Origin of the sequence: Pristimantibacillus sp. PTI5 (assembly GCF_048572955.1) — a bacterium.
GTDB lineage: Bacteria > Bacillota > Bacilli > Paenibacillales > Paenibacillaceae > Pristimantibacillus.
Genome location: NZ_CP183886.1, coordinates 3,149,776 through 3,174,716 on the forward strand (window position 1 = coordinate 3,149,776; position 24,941 = coordinate 3,174,716).

At 48.7% G+C, this 24,941-nt stretch carries 24 protein-coding genes and 1 riboswitch; of the genes, 23 read left to right on the top strand and 1 reads right to left on the bottom strand.

Features of this window, described 5'->3' with window-relative positions:
* Window positions 1-148 precede the first annotated feature (148 nt).
* Window positions 149-329: riboswitch (cyclic di-AMP (ydaO/yuaA leader) on the top strand.
* 251 nt (window positions 330-580) lie between these two features.
* The 23 genes from ACN6MW_RS14160 to urtE all read left to right on the top strand — a co-directional run bounded on the left by ACN6MW_RS14160 (window position 581) and on the right by urtE (window position 24,351).
* A complete protein-coding gene (locus tag ACN6MW_RS14160; protein ID WP_419875948.1) occupies window positions 581-1,729 on the top strand; it encodes a ubiquitin-like domain-containing protein in 1,149 nt (382 codons plus the stop codon).
* A gap of 131 nt (window positions 1,730-1,860) precedes the next feature.
* A complete protein-coding gene (gene rnmV / locus ACN6MW_RS14165; protein WP_419875949.1) occupies window positions 1,861-2,409 on the top strand; it encodes a ribonuclease M5 in 549 nt (182 codons plus the stop codon).
* Between the two features lie 4 nt (window positions 2,410-2,413).
* Entirely contained in the window at window positions 2,414-3,337 is a 924-nt protein-coding gene (gene rsmA / locus ACN6MW_RS14170) for a 16S rRNA (adenine(1518)-N(6)/adenine(1519)-N(6))-dimethyltransferase RsmA (protein WP_419875950.1), read from the top strand.
* Between the two features lie 74 nt (window positions 3,338-3,411).
* Window positions 3,412-4,296, top strand: a complete 885-nt coding sequence (gene yabG, locus ACN6MW_RS14175; protein ID WP_419875951.1) for a sporulation peptidase YabG — start codon at window positions 3,412-3,414, stop codon at window positions 4,294-4,296.
* A 261-nt stretch (window positions 4,297-4,557) separates the two neighbouring features.
* Window positions 4,558-4,833 carry a biofilm formation stimulator Veg gene (gene veg, locus ACN6MW_RS14180; protein ID WP_053373389.1) on the top strand — a complete coding sequence of 92 codons (276 nt, stop codon included), beginning with the start codon at window positions 4,558-4,560 and terminating at the stop codon, window positions 4,831-4,833.
* A 198-nt stretch (window positions 4,834-5,031) separates the two neighbouring features.
* The gene (locus ACN6MW_RS14185; protein WP_364154797.1) at window positions 5,032-5,217 is read left to right on the top strand and encodes a small, acid-soluble spore protein, alpha/beta type; all 186 of its coding nucleotides are present in this window, start codon (window positions 5,032-5,034) and stop codon (window positions 5,215-5,217) included.
* 137 nt (window positions 5,218-5,354) lie between these two features.
* Window positions 5,355-6,209: a 4-(cytidine 5'-diphospho)-2-C-methyl-D-erythritol kinase gene (gene ispE, locus ACN6MW_RS14190; protein ID WP_419875952.1), complete on the top strand. Its 855-nt coding sequence runs from the start codon at window positions 5,355-5,357 to the stop codon at window positions 6,207-6,209.
* A gap of 82 nt (window positions 6,210-6,291) precedes the next feature.
* Window positions 6,292-7,119, top strand: coding sequence for a pur operon repressor (gene purR / locus ACN6MW_RS14195; protein ID WP_419875953.1), 828 nt, complete (start codon window positions 6,292-6,294; stop codon window positions 7,117-7,119).
* 60 nt (window positions 7,120-7,179) lie between these two features.
* Entirely contained in the window at window positions 7,180-7,578 is a 399-nt protein-coding gene (locus ACN6MW_RS14200) for a RidA family protein (protein WP_364154789.1), read from the top strand.
* Window positions 7,579-7,707: 129 nt separating this feature from the next.
* Complete coding sequence (gene spoVG / locus ACN6MW_RS14205; RefSeq protein WP_028609566.1) at window positions 7,708-7,989, top strand: septation regulator SpoVG; 282 nt, start codon at window positions 7,708-7,710, stop codon at window positions 7,987-7,989.
* A gap of 302 nt (window positions 7,990-8,291) precedes the next feature.
* Window positions 8,292-9,689, top strand: a complete 1,398-nt coding sequence (glmU, locus tag ACN6MW_RS14210; RefSeq protein ID WP_419875954.1) for a bifunctional UDP-N-acetylglucosamine diphosphorylase/glucosamine-1-phosphate N-acetyltransferase GlmU — start codon at window positions 8,292-8,294, stop codon at window positions 9,687-9,689.
* Between the two features lie 231 nt (window positions 9,690-9,920).
* Window positions 9,921-10,571 (top strand): 50S ribosomal protein L25/general stress protein Ctc, encoded by a 651-nt coding sequence (locus tag ACN6MW_RS14215; RefSeq protein WP_419875955.1) that lies wholly within the window; start codon window positions 9,921-9,923, stop codon window positions 10,569-10,571.
* Between the two features lie 179 nt (window positions 10,572-10,750).
* Entirely contained in the window at window positions 10,751-11,311 is a 561-nt protein-coding gene (pth, locus tag ACN6MW_RS14220) for an aminoacyl-tRNA hydrolase (protein ID WP_419875956.1), read from the top strand.
* 63 nt (window positions 11,312-11,374) lie between these two features.
* The gene (locus ACN6MW_RS14225) at window positions 11,375-11,605 is read left to right on the top strand and encodes an anti-sigma-F factor Fin (protein ID WP_419875957.1); all 231 of its coding nucleotides are present in this window, start codon (window positions 11,375-11,377) and stop codon (window positions 11,603-11,605) included.
* A gap of 48 nt (window positions 11,606-11,653) precedes the next feature.
* On the top strand, window positions 11,654-15,241 hold the full coding sequence (gene mfd / locus ACN6MW_RS14230; protein ID WP_419875958.1) for a transcription-repair coupling factor: 3,588 nt from the start codon (window positions 11,654-11,656) through the stop codon (window positions 15,239-15,241).
* Between the two features lie 71 nt (window positions 15,242-15,312).
* Complete coding sequence (locus ACN6MW_RS14235) at window positions 15,313-16,389, top strand: peptidylprolyl isomerase (protein WP_419875959.1); 1,077 nt, start codon at window positions 15,313-15,315, stop codon at window positions 16,387-16,389.
* An 86-nt stretch (window positions 16,390-16,475) separates the two neighbouring features.
* The gene (locus ACN6MW_RS14240; RefSeq protein WP_419875960.1) at window positions 16,476-18,062 is read left to right on the top strand and encodes an ABC transporter substrate-binding protein; all 1,587 of its coding nucleotides are present in this window, start codon (window positions 16,476-16,478) and stop codon (window positions 18,060-18,062) included.
* A 135-nt stretch (window positions 18,063-18,197) separates the two neighbouring features.
* Window positions 18,198-19,202 (top strand): ABC transporter substrate-binding protein, encoded by a 1,005-nt coding sequence (locus tag ACN6MW_RS14245; protein ID WP_419875961.1) that lies wholly within the window; start codon window positions 18,198-18,200, stop codon window positions 19,200-19,202.
* Window positions 19,203-19,541: 339 nt separating this feature from the next.
* On the top strand, window positions 19,542-20,816 hold the full coding sequence (gene urtA, locus ACN6MW_RS14250; RefSeq protein WP_419875962.1) for an urea ABC transporter substrate-binding protein: 1,275 nt from the start codon (window positions 19,542-19,544) through the stop codon (window positions 20,814-20,816).
* 108 nt (window positions 20,817-20,924) lie between these two features.
* A complete protein-coding gene (urtB, locus tag ACN6MW_RS14255) occupies window positions 20,925-21,830 on the top strand; it encodes an urea ABC transporter permease subunit UrtB (protein ID WP_419875963.1) in 906 nt (301 codons plus the stop codon).
* Between the two features lie 20 nt (window positions 21,831-21,850).
* The gene (urtC, locus tag ACN6MW_RS14260) at window positions 21,851-22,933 is read left to right on the top strand and encodes an urea ABC transporter permease subunit UrtC (protein ID WP_419875964.1); all 1,083 of its coding nucleotides are present in this window, start codon (window positions 21,851-21,853) and stop codon (window positions 22,931-22,933) included.
* Window positions 22,905-23,678 (top strand): urea ABC transporter ATP-binding protein UrtD, encoded by a 774-nt coding sequence (gene urtD / locus ACN6MW_RS14265; RefSeq protein WP_419875965.1) that lies wholly within the window; start codon window positions 22,905-22,907, stop codon window positions 23,676-23,678. Before urtC ends, urtD begins: the two co-directional genes overlap by 29 nt.
* On the top strand, window positions 23,656-24,351 hold the full coding sequence (urtE, locus tag ACN6MW_RS14270) for an urea ABC transporter ATP-binding subunit UrtE (protein WP_419875966.1): 696 nt from the start codon (window positions 23,656-23,658) through the stop codon (window positions 24,349-24,351). Before urtD ends, urtE begins: the two co-directional genes overlap by 23 nt.
* Window positions 24,352-24,427: 76 nt before the next feature.
* Here urtE and ACN6MW_RS14275 read toward each other — a convergent pair whose 3' ends face one another.
* A complete protein-coding gene (locus tag ACN6MW_RS14275; RefSeq protein ID WP_419875967.1) occupies window positions 24,428-24,793 on the bottom strand; it encodes a MerR family transcriptional regulator in 366 nt (121 codons plus the stop codon).
* Window positions 24,794-24,941: the final 148 nt, after the last annotated feature.

Here is a 24,941-nt window from a genome sequence, read left to right on the forward strand (position 1 = left end):
GCGTAAAAAGTGATTTTTATCGTGATTATCGCTTAATTATTCCGTCTTTATCCACCTTTTTCGCTTAAATCGTCTTTTATCGTATCTTTACAATTGACCGCTTATGAGGGTATGATTCATCTCAGAGCATTAACATTTTGTATTGGATTTCCAGTTTGCGCTTAATCTCCAATCGGAGAGCGGGGGAACCAGGTGCGGGTTATTGTACCGTATTTTGAATTCTTCAGGGGTGAATTTCGAAGCCTTTGCCATGAGCATTGCGTTAAGAATAGGGCGGCTCTCTTGCCCGAATCCGTCAGCTAACCTCGTAAGCGTTATAGAGAGTGATCAACCTCGTGCATCCATTTTTCTGTATCCCAGTGTAAACAATTACTCGGGAAGCCACGAAACAGATCCTCTGTCGACGGCTTCTTTTTATTTTCGAATAATCGGAAATATGTCGACATAGGGATTAAAGATGGGGGTGGGAGGGTCGATATAGCAATACTGGACTGCGTGCTTGCACGCCAATATACTATAGTCGCGTCAGTTGTATCATGCGTAACACTTGGCGGCGGGGCTATGAAGGAGGACCGATGAAGTGGGAATACTCCAGGTAAAGGACACCCATGGGAAACGATCATCCAGCATGTCTTTCGCATTGCGATGGAAGCGTGAAAACTTGCGTTTGATTCTTTTGAGTGCTACTATCTCAATCGCTATGACTTTCATGTTTTTGGTGTTGTTGTACGGAACGGCTGTCAAAAGCGTCTCCGTAGTAGTGAACGGACAAGAAACCATTGTGGAAACGAAGCAATGGGTCCTGCAACGCCTACTGGATGAACAAGCTATCGCAATTGGACCACATGATGAGGTGTCCATACCGCTTAATGCGGCAATAAAGGACGGAGATCGTATCGAGGTAACTCATGCGATACCGGTAATTGTGAAAGCTGATGGCAAGACCTCTACTGTGTACACGACAGAAAGAACAGTACAGGCAGCGATCGAGGAATTACATATTCCAGTTCGTGGTCAAGATAAAGTCACTCCTCCGCTACATACGGTTTTGGATGCGGAGCTGACGGTAACGGTTGTTCGCGTCGACACGAAGGTGTCAGAGACCGAACGCGCGATGCCATTCTCTATCGTGAAAAAGTCGGATCCGACACTTGCGGCGGGCAAGGAGAAGCTTGTGCAAACTGGCAAGCAGGGTCTTATCGTAGAGAGCATCGAGAAGCAATACGAGGACGGCGTTCTTATTTCGAAGAAGATGGTCAGCAAGGTTGTCGAGACAGCTGCAGTTGATCAGGTCGTCGCGATCGGTACGAAGAAGGCAGAGCCTAAGGTAACGGTGCTCTCGAGCAAAAGCCCGAGCATTGCAGCGTTAACGAAAAGCGGAGTAACGTTCAACGCGAAGAAAGTGCTTAAGAATGTCACGCTGACGGCCTACTCTGCAGGAGTGGCTTCAACAGGCAAGGATGTTGGACATCCGCAATACGGAATTACGGCATCAGGTGCGCGCGTACAAGAAGGGCGTACGATAGCCGTTGATCCGAAGGTTATTCCTATTGGCTGGTGGGTATATATTGAAGGAATCGGTTTCCGCCGTGCTGAGGATAAAGGCAGTGCGATTAAAGGGAACAAAATTGACGTATACTTTGATAGTACAAAGGTTGCCAATAAGTTCGGAAGGAAAAAAGGCATTACCGTATATGTCTTGGGACCGAACAAACCTAGTGCAAGCTAATAAGTAGCGTTACCGTTACCATCATCTTATCGCCATTTTTAATTAAATATGCCATCATAAGGAGAGGCACTGCCTCTTCTTTTTGCATGTTTTCGGGTCTATTGAAGCATATGTAGAAGGGGATGATCTTGATGATCAAAGAGATCATTGTCGTTGAAGGAAAAGACGATACCGTCGCCATTAAACGAGCGGTGGAAGCAGATACTATAGAAACAAACGGTTCAGCAATCGGCGAGGATGTGCTGAGGAGAATCGCACTGGCGAACGAGCGCCGCGGCATTATCATATTTACAGATCCCGACCATGCGGGAGAACGGATACGAAAAATCGTCGCGCGCCATGCACCGGGCTGCAAGCATGCTTTTTTGCCGCAGGAGAAGGCCCTGTACAAAGGAGATATCGGCATCGAAAACGCGAGTCCCGAGGCGATACGCACGGCACTCTCCGAGCTGCGTACAGAGACGGCGGATGAAACAGGAGAAGTCAGCTTCGAGGATTTAATGGAAGCGGGTCTCATTGTGCATCCTGATGCGTCTAACCGGCGTTTGGTTATAGGCAGGCTGCTCGGAATAGGGTATGCGAACGGCAAACAATTTTATAAACGCTGTACAAGCTTTCGGATTTCCAAAGCGGAATTCATTGAAGCTTTCCGTAAAATGGAAGAGGAACTGGGGGGTTAGCCGGATGAACAGTCATGAACAGAATGAAGTTAGCAGCGGGTCTGCGGTAAAGCAGGCTTCGATTGAAGTGGCTACACCAAAACGCACCAAAGAAATCATTGCGAAATACGGCTTCTCCTTCAAGAAAAGCTTGGGCCAAAACTTTCTGATCGACCAAAATATTTTGAACAATATCGTTGCGGCTGCCGAACTTGATGAAACAAAAGGAGCACTTGAGATTGGACCGGGCATCGGCGCCCTTACGCAGCGGCTTGCGCAAGCCGCTGGCAAGGTGACGGCCGTGGAAATCGATAATCGGCTCATTCCGATTTTGAAAGATATATTGGCTGACGAGGCACATACGACCGTGATTCATGGCGATGTGCTTAAGCTGGATCTGAAGCAGCTCTTTGAGGAGCAGTTTGCCGATGTTTCCGGCGTTAGCGTCGTGGCGAATTTGCCTTACTATGTCACTACGCCGATCTTGATGAAGCTGCTGGAGGAGAAGCTGCCGCTTGAGCACATCGTTGTCATGATTCAGAAGGAAGTGGCAGAACGTATGGCTGCTAAGCCGGGAGGCAAGGAATACGGCAGTCTCAGCGTAGCGGTACAATATTATTGCGTGCCAAAGGTGGTCTGTACGGTACCTCATACCGTGTTTATTCCCCAGCCTAATGTCGATTCTGCCGTAATCAAGTTGTCCTTGCGCGAGAAGCCTGCTGTCGACGTGCCGGATGAGGACCATTTTTTCCGTGTCGTACAAGCCAGCTTTGCACAGCGCAGGAAGACGCTGGCCAACAATCTGACTGCCTTTGTAGGCAAGGAACGGCGCGAGGCGCTAACGGAGATGCTTCTGAAGAACGAGATTGATCCCATCAGGCGCGGCGAGACGCTTTCATTGGAGGAATTTGCCCGAATTAGCCGCAGCATGCTGGAGGCGGGCTGGTAAGCCAATCCTTTCGTTATAAAATACTCACCATTCGCCCTGTCTGCCCATAGGATAGACGAAGAGGTGATTTACCCATGAAGCAAGGGGACCTGGTCGTCCGCAAATCGTATGGCGGTGACGTGCTGTTCAAGGTTGAGGCTGTTCGTACAAATACTGCCGTTCTGAAGGGCACGGACTACCGATTGCTTGCGGATGCTCCGATTCCTGATTTGTCGGTCATACGCGATCCAGAAACGACAAGAGCGGTGCAGCAAGTTCGAATTAAAGTAAATGATTCTTTAAAACGTATGCATTCCGAACGTGAACGCCAAGCATTGGAGAACGAGGATAATATTCGGCATGCGTTGCAGCAGAGCCAGCCATTTTTTGAAGTGCCAGGGAAAGTGCTTCATCTAGACGGCGACGGTAACTATTTGAAGAAGAGCATGCAATTGTACAATACGATGCATGTCCCTTCCCATGGTCTCCACGTGCATGAATCCCAAATGGCTGATGTGCTGTACCGATTGCTTCCACAATTTCAACCGGATATTGTCGTAATTACCGGCCATGACGGCGTGCTAAAGAACCGCGCGCAAATGGATCTGTACAGCCTTAGCAGCTACAAAAACTCACAGCATTTCGTTAATGCCGTACGTGTGGCACGCGAATATGAGAAAAACCGAGACGGTTTAATCGTTATTGCCGGCGCTTGCCAGTCGCATTTTGAGGCATTGCTGCAGGTGGGCTCGAACTTTGCAAGCTCGCCCGGACGAATATTGATCCACGCGCTGGATCCTGTCTATATAGCAATCAAAGCAAGCTACACGTCGATTAAGGACACCATTAATTTATCTGATGTCATTCACGGCACGATAAGCGGTATTGACGGATTGGGCGGAATTGAGACAATGGGACGCTTTCGCGTTGGCCTGCCCAAGCCACAAATAACGGCTTCCAATTCGGTATTGAAGCAGTGATGGCAAGAAATTGAGCGTTATTCCATAATGTTTTACCTGTGAAACAATGCAAAATACCGCTGTGAAAAGCGTGAATATACATATTGGAGTTCAAGCAACTTCTTAATATGTATATTTTTTGCATTTCTATGCATAGTTTTTTAAAAAATGGGTGAAATCACCGTTGACAAGTAAATATTCAGACTGATATAATATTTTGCTTCATTTGACAACCCTCTTTTTTTTGGTTATAATGGACAAGGAAAGAGGTGGTAGTGGACAATGGCAAAAAATGCGCTATTGGATATTAAACGCAGTTTGGAAGCTCATGTTGGCTCCAAAATCCGTCTTCGAGCGAACGGTGGCCGACGAAAGACCATCGAACGAACCGGTACGTTGGAAGAAACCTACCCTTCTGTTTTCATTGTTAAGCTGGATGAAGAACAACACGCTTTCAAACGCGTCTCATACAGCTATGCGGACATACTGACGGAGTCGGTGGAAGTGACCGTATGCAATGATGAAGGTCAAGTCCGTATCGCCCATTTGCAACAATAGAATATATATCGCCTAGTGAGGCATGTTAGCGCAGATCGCATCTGCGCTTTTTTTTTGTGCCTGTAGACAGTAAGTACAACCCGAATTATGGTACCTGTTCATCGCGTATCCTTCGGCCTTTACGGAAGCATACTAGCTATGCAATAGTGGCAGGCGTATATTTTGAATAGGGCTAATTCGAATGTGGAGGTTGTGCAAATGAGTCGCAGAAGACGCAGTGTGATGTCGGAGCAATTGAAATACGAGTTGGCTAAGGATTTAGGATTTTATGATACCGTGCAGCAAGAGGGCTGGGGAAGCATACGTGCGAAGGATGCGGGCAATATGGTCAAACGCGCGATCGAACTTGCTGAGCAGGCCGCTGCAAAATCGAACCAGCCTTAAATAAAACCGGCATTTTGGCATGAAAAAAGCTAAGTTGATGACAATCGGAAATTTATGGATTGTCATCTCTTAGCTTTTATTGCGTTCGTTTGATATAATGGGCCATAAGCATATGAACGAACGGGTGAACTTATCGGATGAAAATTTATGAAAAAGCTCCTGCCAAAATTAATTTACTGCTCGATGTGCTCCGCAAGCGCGATGACGGTTACCATGAAGTCGAAATGATCATGACGATGGTTGACCTTGCTGACCGGCTTGAAATGGAAGAGCTGCCTAGGGACACCATCATTATTTCGAGCCAAGTCGGCTACATACCGCTAGACGAGAAGAACCTAGCCTTCCAGGCGGCTAGGCTTATTAAAGAACGCTATGATGTAAAGCAAGGCGTTTATATCCATTTAGACAAAAAGATTCCTGTCGCCGCGGGCCTCGCAGGCGGAAGCAGTGATGCTGCAGCTGCGCTGCGCGGACTCAACCGGCTATGGAAGCTCCAAATCCCAGAGGAGGAGCTTTGCCGTCTTGGGGCTGAGCTCGGTTCCGACGTTCCGTTCTGCGTAACGGGAGGTACGGCTATTGCCCGCGGTCGAGGCGAGGTTCTTGAGCATATCGCGAATCCACCGCAATGCTGGGTAGTGCTGGCGAAGCCGCCAATCAATGTATCGACGGCTGACGTATACGGCAGATTCCGCGCCAATGAGCTCAAAGAGCATCCATCGATTCCGAATATGGTAAGTGCGCTGGAGCGGGGCTCTTTTAATGATATTTGCGAAGGGCTAGGCAATGTACTCGAGAATGTTACTTTAGACGTCTATCCTGAGGTTATGCAGCTGAAGGAAAGCATGATTCGGCTTGGTGCCGACGGCGTCCTTATGTCGGGAAGCGGACCTACCGTATTCGGCCTTGTTTCGAAGGAAGCCAAGCTTCCTCGCATTTATAACGGGCTCCGAGGCTTTTGCAAAGAAGTCTATGTGGTAAGAATGCTGACATAGGACTGACGTTCTTCTTGATTAAATCCGTATAAAAATGTTATATTGACATTATATTATTCGGATTTAGTGGGGGGAGATGTGTTTGAAGAAGTTGAAACGGAGCTCGCGGTTGGTAGAAATGACCCAATACCTGTTAAGTCGACCCCACACGTTAATTTCACTTACAGCATTTGCTGATCGATATCAATCGGCAAAGTCTTCTATTAGCGAGGACTTAGCGATTATCAAAGAAGTGTTTGAGGAAGAGGGCATTGGCGAGCTGCATACGCTTGCCGGAGCAGCTGGCGGAGTAAAGTATACGCCAAAAATGCAAGAATCAACGGCTCTTACCATTATGACGAGCATTTGCCGCCAGCTGGAGCAGCCTGAGAGGGTTCTTCCCGGCGGCTATTTGTATATAACGGATATGTTAGGCCAGCCGGAGCTTCTTGCGGATGTCGGCAGAATGTTTGCGACCGCCTTCGCAGACCGGAAGATTGACGTGATTATGACGGTAGAGACAAAAGGAATACCGCTTGCTTACGCAACGGCTGCCTGCTTGAACATCCCCGTTGTTATCGTACGCCGAGATAATAAGGTAACAGAAGGCTCCGCGGTTAGCATTAACTATGTATCGGGGTCTACCAAGCGCATACAGACCATGTCCCTGGCGCGCAGAGCGCTTAAGGAACAGTCGCGTGTCCTTATCATTGACGACTTCATGAAAGCCGGCGGTACGATTCAAGGTATGATGGATTTGCTGTTCGAATTTAAGGCTACCGTAGCGGGTGTCGGCGTGTTCGTTGAATCCGGCGAGGTGGAATTAGAGGAGCGTCTCCTTGAAGATTATGTATCGCTCGCGAAGCTGACTGCGGTTGATATGAAGACAAAGCAGACGACGGTAATTCCGGGAAATTATTTTAAGGCATAGAATATAGATACGTGTATTTAGAAGGTTTATATCTACATCTACGGAAAGGCTGGGACCATAATGACAACGAAGCAACAACTGCAAGTGATTGCAACAGATCAAGCTCCTGCAGCGATCGGACCGTATTCGCAAGCGATTAAGCTGGGAGGATTATTGTTCACTTCAGGACAAATTCCACTTGATTCGTCAGGTCAGCTTGTAGAGGGCGGCATTGAAGAACAGACCCACCAGGTGTTCCGTAACTTGGAGGCTGTGCTTTCGGCAGCGGGTGCCAGCTTTCAGGATGTAGTGAAGGCAACCGTATTTATAAAAGACATGAATCAGTTTGCAGCGGTAAATGGCATTTATGCCTCTTACTTTGGAGAGCATAAGCCGGCTCGTTCGACCGTTGAGGTCGCAAGGCTGCCTAAGGATGTCCTTGTCGAAATAGAGGTCATTGCATCGACAATTGTCGAATGAAAACGAAAAAAATTTAAATTAAAAAAATATTTTAAATAGAGCATGATTTTACCAAAAATGTAGAAGGAATTGGCATAAAAATGTGGAAGTATACACCAAGTCTCTCATAGACAAAGGTGGTGAACACAAGTGCAAATTACTGATGTCAGACTCCGCCGCGTAAATTCCGAAGGGCGTATGAAGGCTATCGCATCCATTACTATTGATAATGAATTCGTTGTTCACGATATTCGTGTCATCGACGGAAACAATGGAATGTTCGTTGCAATGCCAAGCAAGCGTACTCCGGATGGAGAATTTCGGGATATCGCTCATCCGATCTCTTCAACAACTCGGGAGAAAATCCAGGCTGCTGTTCTCGCTGAATATGAGCGTGCTGCAGAAGAAGTTGCAATTGAAGAAGGAGCTTAACCAAAGCATTTTATGATTTTGGGGTTGTTTGGAGAAGAGAGCCACGGCTCTCTTTTCTTTTTTTTGTGAACTCAGTTGTTATAAAATGCATTTTAAAATTAACCCGAAGAAGGTTAGTTTTTGCAGGATGAGATTGGTATATGCCGATATCGCTTGGAAATCGGGGAACATATTCGTATAATGGAATATAATATAGCTAGCATTTGGTGATGCGGCGTTAGCCAGAACTGCCTGTCTGGGCATAGATTAATAGTAAGCTGTACTGAAATTATCATTTATAGATGATCTAGGGGGTCTTTGATTTGAAGGTTATGGCGATTGTGCTTGCTGCGGGACAGGGCAAGCGAATGAAATCGAAGTTATATAAAGTGCTTCATCCGGTATGCGGCAAGCCGATGGTTGGCCATGTGCTGGGGGTTGTAAAGGAAGCAGCGGCAGAGCGTGCGGTTGTTATCGTGGGACACGGCGCGGAAATGGTTAAATCGTATTTGGGCAATGACGCTGAATATGTTCTGCAGGAGCAGCAGCTTGGTACGGGGCATGCCGTACGCCAAGCAGAGGCTTTGCTCGGCGAAGAAGTGGGCACGACTATCGTTATCTGCGGCGATACACCGCTGGTGCAGGCATCGACGATCAGCGCCATGCTTGAGCTGCATAAATCCAGTGGCGCGGCAGCGACGGTATTAACGGCAGCATTTGAGGATCCGACGGGCTATGGACGCGTTATCCGCGGTCAAGACGGTACCGTTCAACGGATTGTGGAGCAAAAGGATTGTTCGCCTGATGAGGCAGCGACCAAGGAAATTAATACGGGCACTTATTGCTTCGATAACCAAAAGCTGTTTGCGGCGCTCGCCAAAGTAACGAGCAATAACGCGCAGGGCGAGTTTTATTTGACCGATGTCATCGGCATCTTCCGTGAAGAAGGCGAATCCGTGCAAGGCTATTGCACGACGGATCTGGCAGAAGCAATCGGTGTGAATGACCGGGTTGCCCTAGCGGAAGCGGAGCGCTTTATGCGCGAGCGGATTAACCGGAACCATTTGCTGGGCGGAGTAACGCTTATCGATGCTTCATCAACTTATATTGAAGCAGATGTTCAAATCGGATCCGATACGGTTATTTATCCAGGAACCGTTCTGCGCGGTTCAACTGTTATCGGCGAGGATTGCGTGATAGGTCCGCAAGCGGATATTACGGACAGTACGATCGGAAACGGCGTTGCGATTAAGTATTCCGTTGTTGCTGAATCTATCGTAGGCGATACTAGTTCAGTAGGTCCGTATGCGAATTTGCGTCCAGGCTCAAAGCTTGGTATCGGCTGCAAAATCGGTGATTTCGTTGAGCTCAAAAACGCTTCGCTCGATGACGGCAGCAAGGTTTCCCATCTAAGCTATGTTGGGGACGCGAAGGTTGGCAAGGACGTTAATATCGGCTGCGGCGCGATTACGGTCAATTATGACGGCTACAATAAATTCGTGACCGAAATTGGCGACAATGCATTTGTCGGCAGTAACGTCAACTTGATTGCTCCGGTGAAAATCGGAGACGGCGCCTATGTCGTTGCGGGCTCTACCGTTACCCACGATGTTCCTGCAGGCGATCTTGCAATCGCGCGTGAGCGCCAAGTAAATAAGCCAGGCTATGCCGAGAAGATTCGGGGACGCGCCAAAGCGAAGAAAGAAAAGAAACAATCATAAGCCGCATGGCTATAGGATGCCGGGATGAATTCAGACAATGAATCCATCCCGGCATTTTTTTGTTTGATAATACGGCGCAACCGCTCTGAAATCGACTTATTATTTGGGAATGTAATCGAAATGCGGCATATAAAGTTTAATTTTTGGATGGAGTGGGTAAGTTATAGGGAAATGATTCACGAAGCTTAGTTTGCAGCTCGAAACTAAGCGAAACTTTAGGAGGTAATCAATATGGCGATAGCTATGAACGCGGATCAACGAACTGTCACGACGAAAGGTGAGTTGCGCCAATTGCGGCTCCAAGGGAAAATACCGGGTGTTATTTACGGAAAACAATTAACGGATTCTGCTCAAGTCATTGTGGACGGCAAAGAATTGCAGGCTTTGCTGCGTTCTCAGCCGAATGCGGTTCTTGAAATTAATATTCCATCACAAGGGAAGACATCAGTGATGATCTCGGAGATACAACGTGACGCATTGAGCCGCCAGGTGCTGCATGTTGATTTTCATCAAATCAATATGAATGAGAATGTGCGGGCAAACGTACGCATCCATGCAGAAGGCGATTCTCAGGGCGTCCGTGAGGGAGGCATTTTGCAACTGATCTTGCACGAGCTTGAGGTACAATGCTTGCCGGGCAATATTCCTGATACCATAACGGTTGATATCACGACATTAGACATAGGCGGCAGCATACTGGTAAGCGATCTGCAGCTCCCTAAAGGCGTAGAGGTCTTCGCGGACCCGGAGCAGGTTGTAGCAACGATACTTGCACCGCAAAAAGAGCTTACCGAGGAAGAGGCAGAAGACGCTGCTGTGGAAACGGCAGAGGCGGAATCTCGCTCCAAGGAAGCGAAGCTTGAAGGCGTTAAGAGCCTGTAGCTGATTTTTGGAATTGGCAGCATCCAGCATAATACGGCGCCGTCCTTTTATAGGGCGGCGTTGTTTGCGATTGTGGTAAGAGTTATCGCTGCGTTGAGCGTGCCTTCTTCGGACATCTTCACATATTTACGCTTGCAACAGATTATGATACATTTGTCCGTAAAGGAGTGGAGCAAGCAATGAAGTGGATTGCAGGGTTGGGAAATCCCGGCGCGGCTTATCAGAATACGAGACATAATGTCGGGTTTATGGTCATTGACGAGCTGGCAAAGCGCTGGGGGATCAGCGTAACGCAAAGCAAATGCAAAGCATTAATCGGTGAGGGAAATGTACAAGGCACGAAGGTCGTTCTCATTAAGCCGATGACATATATGAATTTATCCGGGGAATCCGTTCGGTCATTCCTGGACTATTTTAAGGCGGAGGTTGAAGACGGAGTCATTGTCTATGATGATCTGGATACCGAAATCGGCAAGCTCCGGCTGCGCTATCAAGGCAGCGCAGGCGGGCATAACGGCATAAAGTCGCTCATCCAGCATTTAGGCACGCAGACATTCGACCGCGTTCGTATGGGGATCTCGCGTCCGAAGCCGGGGATGAATATTGCGGATTACGTGCTCTCTACCTTTCCGAAGAGCGAGCAGGAGTTATTGTCAGCCATGATTTCAGATGCTTGCGATGCGATCGAGTTTAGATTGAAAGCGCCTTTTGAAGAAACGATGGCAAAGTTTAACCGATAATCTGTTAGATTGCGTTATTACGGGCATACTGAAGGGTATAACGACCCTTCAGGAGGCATACATATGGCTGTAAACTATATCTGTCGGCACTGCAGAACGTCAATTGGATCACTCAACGGGTCAAATATAACCGAGCATCAGCTCGGTTTCCATTTCTTGACCCCTGAAGAACGCAGCGATATAATAGCGTATGACCCAAATGGAGATGTGACGGTAAAGGTGGTCTGCGATTATTGCCGCGAGGCGATTGACGCGAACCCGGAGCTTCATTTGGTAGCAAATCCGTTGCAATGACGGAAAGTGAATAATTTGAGCCTTAGCGTTGGCTGAGGCTTCTTTTCAATGTACAGGGAGCGATCGTATCACTCTCCGATTGTGTATAGAAACGGGGTGTCGCAAAAGTTGAAAGCGTTAATCAATGCTTTTGCCGCGGATGCGGACGTTCAGTCCGTCATATCCGGTATTCGTAAAGGCATGCGTGAACAGATGATATCTGGGCTCGCAGGCTCTTCCAGGCAGGTGCTTATAGCAGCCCTGCAGGAAGAAGTAGATCGTCCAATGCTTGTTGTTACTCATAACATGTTCTCTGCGCAGAAGATTGCGGAAGATTTGCAGGAATGTCTTTCTCCAGACCATGTGTTGCTTTATCCCGCGAATGAGCTGGTAGCTGCCGAAGCGGCGATCTCGAGTCCCGAGACGCTTGCGCAGCGAATGGATGTGCTGATCAAGCTGTCCAAAGGCTATCGCGGGATTGTTGTCGTGCCATTCTCAGGGGTACGGCGTTATTTGCCTATAAGCAGCGTGATGGCGGAAGCCCAAATCGCGGTCAACGTGGGCGATTCTCTTCCGATTGATGCTTTTTTGCGCCAAATGACGGCGCTCGGATATACGAGGGCGGACCGCGTGGAACTGCGCGGGGAGATGAGCGTTCGCGGCGGCATTGTGGATTTTTATCCGTTAACGGCTTCCTATGCCTACCGGATCGAGTGGTTCGGAGATGATATTGACTCCATTCGCGCCTTCGATCCAGCCGATCAACGTTCTTCCGACCGTTTAGAGTCCTATATTGTTCCACCATGCCAGGAGCTGCTCGCCGATGGCCATCGCATGGAGATTGCAGCCAATCATGCGCAGCGGCTGCTTGAGAAGCAGCTCGATAAAATGACGGACCGCACGGCAAAGGACCGTCTTCGCACGGAGCTTGGCGGCGAGATCGAACGTATGCGCGAGCATGTTTATTTTCCGGAAATTTATAAATATGTATCTTTGTTGTACCCGGAGCGTCAAACTATTCTCGACTATATGCCGAGTGACACGCTGCTCATACTAGACGAGCCGACGCGTTTAATAGAGACGTCTAAGCAGCTGGAGCGTGATGAAGCGGAGTGGTCGATGCATTTGCTGCAAAACGGCAAGTCGCTGCCGGATCTTGCATTAGCGCGCGATACGGAGGAGATTCTTCACCATCGCCCGTTCCCGACGCTTTTCTTGTCTTTGTTTCTAAGGCAGATCCCGCATTCGCAGCCGCAAAATATTTTGAACATGACCAGCCGTTCGATGCAAAATTTCCATGGGCAGATGAATTTGCTCAAGACCGAAATGGAGCGTTGGCATAAGACGGGCGCAACGGTCATGATGCTGGCTGGCAATGCCGAGCGCATGGAGCGCATGCGCCGTGTTCTTGATGATTACAGCATTGAGATGCCTACTCTGCTGGAGGGGAATTTGCAGTCGGGGTTTGAGCTGCCATCCGCCCATCTAGTCATTATTACAGAAGGCGAGATGTTCTCGCAGAAGCAGCGCAAAGCAAGAAGAATGGACAAAAAGGTAGACAATGCCGAACGTATTAAGAGCTATACGGAGCTCAAGGTCGGAGACTACGTTGTTCACCACAATCACGGGATCGGTAAGTATGTAGGTATCGGAACGCTCGAGATTGCAGGCATTCATAAAGATTATTTGCATATTCTTTACGCTGGCGGCGATAAGCTGTCCGTTCCAATCGAGCAAGTGGACATGATTCAGAAATATGTCGGCAACGAAGAGAGAGAGCCGAAGGTCAATAAGCTTGGCGGCAGTGAATGGACCCGTGCGAAGAGCAAAGTAAAAGCCTCCGTTCAGGATATCGCTGACGATTTGATCAAGCTGTATGCGGAGCGGCAGACGGCGCCAGGCTACTCTTTTGGACAAGATACCTCTTATCAGAACGAATTCGAGGCTATGTTTCCTTATGATGAGACGCGTGACCAGCTTCGGGCCATTGAAGAGATTAAAAAGGATATGGAAAAAACGCAGCCGATGGACCGTCTCCTTTGCGGTGACGTGGGTTACGGCAAAACCGAGGTTGCGATCCGTGCAGCGTTCAAAGCGGCGATGGACAGCAAGCAGGTAGCTGTGCTTGTACCGACTACGATCTTGGCGCAGCAGCATTATGAGACTTTCCGCGAGCGTTTTGCAGGTTATCCGATTAATGTACAGGTACTGAGCCGCTTCCGTTCGCGTAAAGAACAAAACGACACGATGAAGGGGCTGAAAGCGGGAACGGTTGACGTCGTCATCGGAACGCATCGCTTACTTTCACAGGATATTATTTTTAAATCGCTAGGACTCTTGATTGTCGATGAGGAACAGCGCTTTGGCGTATCCCATAAGGAAAAGCTGAAGAAGCTGAAAACCAATGTCGATGTCCTTACGTTAACGGCTACTCCGATACCGAGAACGCTGCATATGTCGATGCTCGGCGTAAGGGACTTGTCGGTTATTGAGACGCCGCCTGAGAACCGTTTTCCCGTACAAACCTATGTGGTCGAATACAGCCCGTCCCTTGTTCGCGAGGCGATCGAGCGCGAGCTTGCGCGCGGCGGCCAGGTCTATTATTTATATAACCGGGTACAGGGCATCTATCAAATGGCAGAGCAGATCAATGCGCTTGTGCCGGGCGCTAGAGTTGCGGTCGGACATGGGCAGATGTCGGAGCAGGAGCTGGAGAAAACCATCCTCGATTTCCTTGATGGGGAGTCGGATGTGCTCGTCAGTACGAGCATTATCGAAACCGGCGTTGATATTCCGAACGTCAATACGTTAATCGTGCATGATGCGGACAAAATGGGACTCTCTCAGCTCTACCAGCTGCGCGGCCGCGTGGGACGTTCAAACCGGATTGCCTACGCTTATTTTACGTATCAACGGGATAAGGTGCTCACGGAGGTAGCGGAAAAACGTTTGCAATCGATCAAGGAGTTTACGGAGCTTGGGTCCGGCTTCAAAATCGCGATGCGGGATCTGTCGATCCGCGGAGCGGGCAACCTGCTTGGGGCGGAGCAGCATGGCTTTATCGCCTCCGTAGGATTCGATATGTACTCGCAAATGCTTGCCGATGAGATTGCCAAGCGTAAAGCGGAAATGAGCGGCGAAGAAATCAAGGAAGAGAAGCCGGTAAGCACCATAATCGATGTCAGCATCGACGCTTATTTGCCTTCCGACTATATCTACGACAGCATCCAAAAAATCGAAATCTACAAAAAGGTTGCGGCCATTCGAACGTTTGAAGAGTCGGATGATGTTATTGACGAGCTAGTCGACCGCTTTGGCGATTTGCCGCAGGCAGTAAGCAATTTGCTTGCAGTGGCGAGAATGAAGGTATACGGCACGATGTACGGCATTGAGCAAATAAGCGGCAAGGGCGATGACATCTTGCTCCGCTTCGCAACTGCCGAGAAACGCCGTATCGATCGTAAAAAGGTTGATCAGCTCTGCCTGAAGCACGAGAACCGTTTCAAGCAGGGAAGCGATCAAGAGCCTAATCCAAGCATCCTGTTACGCGGCAAGGGATTGAATATGGAGCAGAGGATTCATATGATCGAACAGTTTTTGCAAGGATACAAGGATACGCTCCTTTTTACGGACCAATTGCAAAACGTGACGCCATAGACAATATTCGCTTTATATGTCCCTTTTCTGATACAATACTATCAAGTTCACAATATGAAAGGGGATTCAACATGTTACACAATTCACGCAAATTGGCATGGCGCAAGGGCGCGCTGCTTATCGTGGCAGTGCTGCTGGTCATGACAATGGCGGCATGCGGCGCGAAAGAAACAGAAGTTGCAACGTATAAAGGCGGTAATGTAACAGATAAGGAATTCAACAAGTATTTGGATGTATTCACTGTTATCCAGCCTACCTATGCGCAGCTTATTGAAATTCCGCAATTTAAGGAGCAGTTGCTCCAGCAGTATATTTCTTACAAAATTTTAGGCAGCCAGGCTTCGAAGGAGGCCGTTAAAGAGGCTGAATCGGAAGTAGAAGAACAAATGAAGCAGTTCAAGACAGAGCTCGAGACGAATACAGAATTGAAAGCCGCGCTGGATGAGAAGAAATTGAAAAATAAAGACATGGAAAACTATTTGCTGCTTACTTCGAAAGTAGTTGCACATATGAATTCCCAAGTCACGGAAGAGCAAATGAAAACGGAATATGAAACGAACGGCGCTGATTACGCGACGGTAACGGTTCGTCATATTTTGGTAGCAACAAAGACGACGGACGAAACCACGCAAGAAGAGAAAGAGCTTCGTACGTCGGAAGAAGCTTTGGCCCGTGCTAAAGAAGTGAAACAAAAGCTTGAAGCAGGCGGAGACTGGGCGGCCCTTGCGAAAGAGTACTCCGACGATCCAGGCTCCAAGGAAACGGGCGGCCTATACGCTGACAAGAAAAACGGAAGCTGGGTTGAGGAGTTCAAACAAGCCGCTTACAAACAAGAAGTTGGCGTGATCGGCGATCCGGTAGAAACGGAATACGGCTACCATGTTATTCTTGTCGAGAAGCGCGATACGCCGGCATTCGATAAATTGAGCGAAACGGATAAAGATGCAGTAAAAAGCGCAGTAGCGTACACGCTCATGAACAAATACATGACGGACGAGCTTCCGAAGCAAGAGATCGTTAGTAAGCTTCCTAAAGCTGAAGAGGAGACTCCTGCAAGCGATGCTCCTGCTGGCGAAGGCGAAGAAACACCTGCGACTGATGCTCCTGCAACAGAAGCGCCTGCAACTGAGGCTCCTGCAGCAGAATAATTAGAGTATTAGCTCATCAGACCCTTTAACCCATTGTGGTTAAAGGGTCTTTTTACAAAACTAAGCAAGGTAGGATGGGCAGCCTGATGAAGACAAACCAATATTTGCTCCGCAAGGCAGAAAGCATCGTACTAAAAGCCCCTGAAACTTCTGTCTTTATGAAGATTAGTTCGCCAACCATCATGATTCTTAGCGAGGGCTGCGGAACGATGGCCATAAACGAGAGGGCTTTTGAGCTTAGCTTCGGCTACCTCTTATTCGCACATGCCGGGACTAATGTTGAAATAACTAGCTTAAACAGCAGTAATTTGCATATGTATGTGATTCAATTTGATCAATATAAAAGGGTTATTAATGAACGCGAGCAGCTGCTTTACCACAATGACGAAGAGGGACTTCCTGAAAACGGGCTTATAGCTGCGCCTCGGTTTGGCATTGTGCTCGGGTTGTTTAAAGCGATTATCGAGACCAGCATGCAGCCCGAAGCGACCGTAAATCCGTTTGACGAGCAGCGGCTGCTGCTTGAGCTATTGCACGAGGTGTTCATTGCCGGCCCCAAAATACCCTATTATAATCAAGAGACGCCGGTCCAAAGGGCTATTCACTATATTAGGGAAAACTACAATACCAAGCTGAAGCGTCCTTTTCTGGCTCAATTAACAGGCTATCATCCCCATTATTTATCCAAGCAGTTCAACAAAGAAACGGGTCAAAGCATGTCAGACTTCATTCTTCAGCTGCGAACAGACAAAGCGAAAGAACTTCTCTCTACGACTAGCAGCCATATCAATGAGATAGCTTCTGCTGTGGGGTATCAGGATGCTTTATATTTCAGCCGCAAATTTAACCAGGCGACGGGCATGTATCCGACGGAGTTCCGCCAAATGCCAAAACGCATCGTTGCCTTTCAATATATCGGTACCCTACTGGCTTTAGGCATTGCACCCGTTGGCGTGGAGTCGCGCATTCTGCATTATTCCCAGCAGCTTAAGCATGAACTGGCAGGCGTGCCGGGCTTTGCGGAATGGGATTTCAATCAAGTCCGCATGCTTCGGCCCGATATAATTGTAGCGCCGAATTATTTAAGACCGGATCAGCTTCAGCAGCTGCGTGCCATTGCTCCTGTCCTTTCCCAGCCGTGGGAAGAAGTTTGCCCGATTGAGCGTATTCGCAAGATGGGACAAATTCTTGGGAAGCAAAAGGAAGCGGAGACTTGGATTTCCGGCTTTAACCAGTTGGCGGACCAGCTTAAAAATAGACTCAAGCAGATATGGCGGCCGGAAGAGACCGCGGCAGCCTATGAAATTGCGGATGGGCATATTTATGCGCTGTCCCGGCAGGATCGCGGGGCTTATGCTATTTATGATGTTTTAGGGTTGCGGCCGCCCGAAGCCATACTAAACAACGTATTAAATGCCGGAAAAAGCAAAAGGATTACGCTTGATGAGCTGCAAGGCTATGGCGCCGACCATATGGTCGTAAGTGTTTATGAAGAGGATGGAATGGAGCAAACAGCAAGGTTGCTGGCAGATCCGGAGTGGAAGCAGCTATCTGCCGTCCGAAATAACCGGGTTTATACGATTCCTGTCAATAAATGCTTCTCCAACGACGGCGTATCCTTACAGAAGCTGACAAATATGATTGCTCAACTCCTTCTTTCCCGAAACGACTAAGGTGATAATAATCCATGTAATAAGGTGACTTCTATCTATGGACGATGACTGCAGGCATTTGATATGCTTCTAACGATAATGATTCCCATTATCAAGTGAGAAGTTTATCGTCCAAAGAGAAAAGGGAGGCACACCATGTTAAAAAAGAATTCAACCATCATGATTAGCGCGCTTATTCTAATATTGTCAGTCCTCGTATCTGCCTGCGGCGGAACAAACAATACCGAAGGAAGTCAAGCAACGACGAATACGCCAGCAGCGGAGTCCGAGACCTCTGAGACAGAGGCGCCGGCGGCCCAACTGCGCAGCTATGAAACGGCAAAGGGAGCCGTAGAAATTCCAACAAAGCCGCTAAGAGTGGTTACGGACTATTACGGGGGCGAGCTGCTTGCCGTAGGGGCTAACGTAGTAGGCGTTGAGCCAAGCGCTTTCGAAAATCCTTTTCTGAAGGAGCAGCTTAAAGGCGCGGAGGATGTAGGAGCACCAATTAACGTAGAGAAGGTATTGGAGCTCAAGCCCGACTTGATCGTCGTTATGTATGATGAGAGCTACGAATCATTGTCGAAAATTGCTCCTACCCTGCATATTCCCTATGGTACCGCGACAAATATTTATGAGACAGTTAAATTGTTTGGCGATATTGCCGGAGCTCAAGACAAGGCAGAGCAGTTTATAGCTGATTTTGATAAAAAAGCGGCTGAGGGCCGTGAAAAGCTAAAAGGCGTGGTGGATGAGAATGCGACCTTTGGCCTTTACGAGCTGACGGACAAAGGCGAGCTTTGGATATTTGGCGATAACGCAGGGCGCGGCGGACAGGCTGTCTATAATGCCCTGAAGCTGAAAATGCCGGCCGTTACCGAGACCGCAAAGGAACAAACGGTCCAATTGTCGCTAGAGGTATTGCCCGAATATGCAGCCGACTATATGTTCCTAACGACCTACGACCCCGAGAAAAAGGGCGAAGAGCTTAAAAAGCTGAAGGAGTCAGGCGTCTGGAGCGGATTGAATGCGTCCAAAAACAATACGATATTCTATAACGACTTCGACACTTATTATCGTTATGACCCGATAGCCATTATGGGACAAATAGACCTCTTTGTTGAAATGCTTGTGAAGCGGGCCGAAGAGAACAAAAAATAAAGATGTAACTGTTTAGAAACCAAACTCATCTTAAGGCATTTTGCCTTGAGATGAGTTTTTTGATTGAATCGAATGTTAATTTACTTATCATAAAAAATAAGGAAAGCGAATATATGAAGAAGTGTCACTCACTTAATGTGAATATACATAACATTAATTAAATAAAAACACTCCATTAAGACTAATTTATCGTTAAATCCTCCTCGATAAATTTTTATATGTAAACTATATTGACATACATATAATGGGCGAACTATAATGAGACCACGAACGTTGGATAGGGTTTATTGGAGAATGTTCGGAAATAGAGACAAATATGAGGATTTGGGGAGTGGGAAGATGAAAAAGAGAATGTTTTATCGGTTTAGCTTGTTGCTTGTCGCGGTAACAATCGTACTGGCAGGCTGCGGCGCCAATAACAACAAAGAGGCATCTACCAACGGGGAAACAGATCAGGCGACGAATGCCGTAAATTCGGGAGCTAGCGCGGATGGGGAAATTAAAGTAGGAATACTGCACTCGCAGAGCGGCACAATGGCGATCAGTGAGGTATCCGTTATCGATGCAGAGATGATGGCCATTGATGAAATCAATGCGGCTGGCGGCGTTTTGGGCAAAAAAATCGTACCGGTACTTGAGGATGGCGCATCCGATTGGCCTACCTTCGCAGAGAAAGCGCGCAAGTTGATCTCTGAGGACAAGGTTGCTACCGTGTTTGGCGGGTGGACATCTGCAAGCCGGAAGGCGATGAAGCCGGTGTTCGAGGAGTTAAACGGACTGCTCTGGTACCCGGTTCAATACGAAGGACTGGAATCATCCCCTAATATTTTCTATACAGGCGCTACGACCAACCAACAAATTGTCCCTTCGGTCTCGTGGCTGCTTGAAAATCGCGGCAAGAAATTTTACTTGCTCGGTTCGGATTACGTATTTCCTCGTACGGCAAACCTCGTCATTAAAGAGCAGTTGAAGGCGGAAGGCGGCGAGCTCGTTGGCGAAGAATACACGCCGCTGGGCCATACCGATTACAGTACACTTATTAGCAAAATCAAAGAGGCGAAGCCGGATGTCGTGTATAACACTTTGAACGGCGACAGCAACGTTGCATTCTTTAAACAATTGAAGGATGCGGGAATTACGGCCAAGGATTTGACGACGTTGTCCGTATCGGTTGCCGAGGAAGAAATTCGCGGTATCGGCGTCGATGTGCTGGAAGGCCACTTGGCGGCGTGGAACTACTATCAAACCACGGATACGCCGGCTAACAAGACTTTTGTTGAAAATTACAAAAAGAAATATGGCGATGAGCGCGTGACTGCGGATCCGATCGAAGCTGGTTACACGGCGGTATACCTATGGGCAGCGGCGGTTGAGAAGGCTGGATCTATCGAAGTGGATAAAGTGAAGGAAGCTGCAAAAGAACTGGAGTGGGAAGCTCCGGAAGGCAAAGTGAAAATTGACGGCGCTACTCAGCACATTTACAAAACGGTCCGCATCGGAGAGGTGCAAGCGGACGGTCAATTCAAGGAATTGTGGAATTCGGGCGAAGCGGTTAAGCCTGACCCGTATCTGAAGGGCTATGACTGGGCGGCAAGCATCCAACCTACGGAATAATCCATAAGCAAGCTTTTGTCTACTACGCAGAAATAAACGGGGGAGTATTCGATCGCTTCGAATACTTCCCTTCTGTTTTATTGGTTCACGCTGGAAAGGAGCGGTCATATGGAAGTGTTTCTGCTGCAGCTTTTTAACGGTTTAAGCATTAGCTCCATTTTATTGCTGGTTGCCTTGGGGCTTGCCATTACATTCGGGCTGATGAAGGTCATCAATATGGCGCATGGCGAGCTCATTATGATTGGCGCGTACTCTACGTACCTCACGCAAAATCTATTTCAAGATTATTTGCCGAAATCGATGTTTGATTGGTATTTCGTACTGGCCGTACCGGTTAGCTTTATCATTGCCTTTCTATTCGGACTCATTTTAGAAATGTCGCTTATTCGCTTCTTATATGGTCGTCCGCTCGATAGCCTGCTTGCAACCTGGGGCGTCGGACTAGTGCTGCAGCAGCTGGCTAGGTCGATCTTCGGTGCGCCAAACGTTGCGGTGACGAGCCCTGCTTGGCTCAATGGCGGATTGAAAATTATGGATGGCACTCTGCTTCCTTACAAACGGATATTTATTATCGCTCTTGTTATAGCTTGTTTGGTGGCGATGTACTTCTATATTTACCGCAGCCATGAGGGAAGAAGAATGCGGGCGGTTATGCAAAACCGCGACATGGCCTCATGTTTGGGGGTATCGACGCGCCGCGTGGACGCAATGACCTTTGCTATCGGTTCCGGCATTGCCGGCATTGCCGGCTGTGCGCTGACGCTGCTTGGTCCGATAGGACCGTCGCTTGGCACTTATTATATCGTTGATGCCTTTATGGTGGTTGTGCTCGGCGGAGTCGGTAAGCTTGTCGGAACCGTGCTCGGGGCAACGGGCATCGGCATGTTCAATACTTTGTTTGAGTATTGGACGAATGCTTCGCTTGGCAAGGTGCTCGTGTTTGTCTGTATCGTCGCATTCCTGCAATGGAAGCCTATGGGGCTAGTAGCCATGCGTACGCGTTCTCTGGATTAGATAAGAAAGGTGGGACCCTCATGCGATTGCAAAAATTCACGCCGCAGCGTATATGGATATTAATCGGCTATGCTGCCGCTGCCGCGGCGTTATTCTCTGCTCCGCTTTTCGTAAGCGATTTTCGGCTTAATTTGCTCGCAAAATTTCTAGCCTTTGCCATCGTGGCGCTGGGGCTTGATCTTATATGGGGCTATACCGGCATATTAAGCTTAGGGCACGGGATTTTCTTTGGGCTCGGCGCCTATGCCATGGCCATGTATTTGAAGCTGGAAGCCAGCGGAGGGAAGCCGCCTGATTTCATGGGCTGGAGCGGCTTGAAGGAGCTGCCCCTATTTTGGCAGCCGTTCCAAAGCTTCTGGTTCGCGGCGTCAATGGGGATTGCGATACCCGCGTTGCTTGCGCTGGTTCTTGGCTATTTCACCTTCCGCAACCGGATTCGCGGCGTTTATTTTACGATTCTGACGCAAGCGCTCGTTATTATCACGACAACGCTTCTGATCGGTCAACAAGCTTTCACGGGCGGAACGAACGGAATTACGGGCTACTCGACCGTGCTCGGACACGCGATAGGCGCTCCGGAAACAAAACGCGCTTTGTATTACATCACGGTTGTCGCTCTCATAGCGATTTTCGTATTTTGCCGGTATGTGATCGGCAGCCGCTTTGGCAAGGTGCTGCGCGCCATTCGTGACGGGGAAAACCGAGTGCGCTTTATCGGCTATAACCCGGCTGTCTATCAAATGGTCGTGTTTACGATTTCGGCGGGCATCGCAGGTGTTGCAGGTATGTTGTTTGTACTCCATGTCGGCATTATCTCACCGTCGATGCTGGGTATCGTGCCGTCGATCGAGATGGTTCTCTGGGTAGCCATTGGCGGGCGCGGGACGCTTGTCGGAGCTGCGCTGGGCGCCATTTTGATGAACTGGGCAAAAAGCGAGTTCAGTACGGCGTATCCGCAGGGCTGGCTTTTCTTCATGGGCTTGCTGTTTGTCGTCGTCGTTGTCTTCATGCCGAAGGGTGTGGCGGGTTTGGTTAGCCAATTGAAATTACGCAAAAAGAGGAGGGAGCCGAACCATGAAGGAGTCCGCAATCCTGCTGTGTGATGACGTGACGGTTGAGTTCGACGGCTTTAAGGCGGTGCAAGGGATGAACCTGAAGCTGGAGAAGGGTGAACTTCGGTTTCTTATTGGTCCGAACGGAGCGGGCAAAACGACGATTCTGGATGTGATTTGCGGAAAAGTAAGGCCGACCGGGGGGCGCGTGACCTTCGGCAGGATCGATATAACGAAAAAGAAGGAGCATCAAATAGCGGAGCTGGGCATTGGACGCAAGTTCCAGGCGCCTTCCATATTTCCGTCCATGACGGTGGCTGAGAATTTAGAGATTGCGATGCGACAGAAACGCAGCGTTTTTGCTACTCTTTTCGCCAAGATGGCGGAGGAGGAGCGTGCGAAAATCGATGCGCAGCTTACCATGATCGGCTTGCAAAAGAAAGCGGAATGGCGGGCAGGCGGTTTGTCGCACGGCGAGAAGCAGTGGCTGGAGATCGGTATGATGCTGCTGCAAGAGCCTGAAATTTTGCTGCTGGATGAACCGGTCGCGGGGATGACGGATAAAGAAACGGATAAGACGGGCGAGCTGCTCCATCAGATTGCCCTCAAGCGTTCAATCGTTGTTGTGGAGCATGATATGGAGTTTGTTCGGAATTTTGCAAGCAAGGTCACGGTCATGCATGAAGGGAAGTTGCTGAAGGAAGGCTCGATGGATGAGATTCAGCGGGATGACCGCGTAGCGGAAGTGTATTTGGGGAAAAGGCGGGATGCCGATGTTAGCCGTTCAACAGCTTGAAGCCGGTTATGGCGAAAGTATCATATTGCGGGATGTCTCTCTAAAGGTGAAGCAGGGGCAGGTTGTCTGTCTGCTGGGACGTAACGGGGTCGGCAAGACGACGCTGATGAAAAGCATTATGGGGCTGCTGAAGGCGCGCGAAGGCTCTGTCTCCTACAATGGCGCTGACTTGACGAAGAAGGCGCCCGGGCTGCGGGCAAAGAGCGGAATTGGCTACGTACCGCAAGGAAGGGAAATATTTGCGCAGCTTTCGGTGTATGAGAATTTGCTGCTGGGACTGGAGGCTTCGCGGGCAAAGCTGTCTGCCGTGCCGGAGGAGGCGATTGCGAAGTTTCCTGTGCTGCAGGCCATGTATACGCGCCGGGGGGGAGATCTGAGCGGCGGGCAGCAGCAGCAGCTTGCATTCGCAAGAGCGCTTGCATCGAAGCCGGAGGTTCTGCTGCTGGATGAGCCTTGCGAAGGCATCCAGCCCTCTATCGTAGACGATATACGCGATGTTATTCGTTCGATTAAAGCTGAAGGCAAGGCCGCAATCCTGCTGGTGGAGCAGAGCCTTGATTTTGTGAAGAGCGTTGGCGATTACTTCTATGTGCTGGAGAAGGGTGCCATTGCATGGGAGGGTGGCTTAGAGTCGCTTGACGATGAAGTGATCCGTAAATATTTGACCGTATAGCAAAGCAGTTGTTACTAATGTAAAAGCGCCCCCTAAGAGAAGGCGCTTTTTTTGCTGTTTCGGTATTTAAATCGTTCTATTCGTTCTTGACCTGCTCCTCCTGCTGGAGGGAGTTGATCCGATCGATTAAATTCGTTTTAATTTGATCCAATTGCTTGAGCTGATGTTCAATGTCGGCTAATTTCTTGCGGTAAACCGGTAAAACCTCGGCGCAGAATGCCTCTTTGTTCTTGAGCACACAGGTAAGGAATGCCGCAATTTGTTCCGTGGTTAAGCCGAGATTCAAATAGAGCTTTATCGTGTCCACTGTCTCGGTTGTGAGCGGGGAGTAGTCGCGGTAGCCGTTAGGGAGACGCACGGAAGCGATTAAGCCTTTTTTCTCGTAATGACGCAAGGAACGGACGCTAACACCCGTCAAATGCGATAATTCACCGATTTTCATAGCGAGCCCCCGGATAAATGGAATGGTCTAGGATGAGTATAAACGCTGACATTAGTGTCAGGATCAATTGTTTTTCGGTATTAAGTCTTAGGTATGGAATTCTATAGCTTACGAGGTTTTCCTCCGCCCATTATTTTTATATTCACTG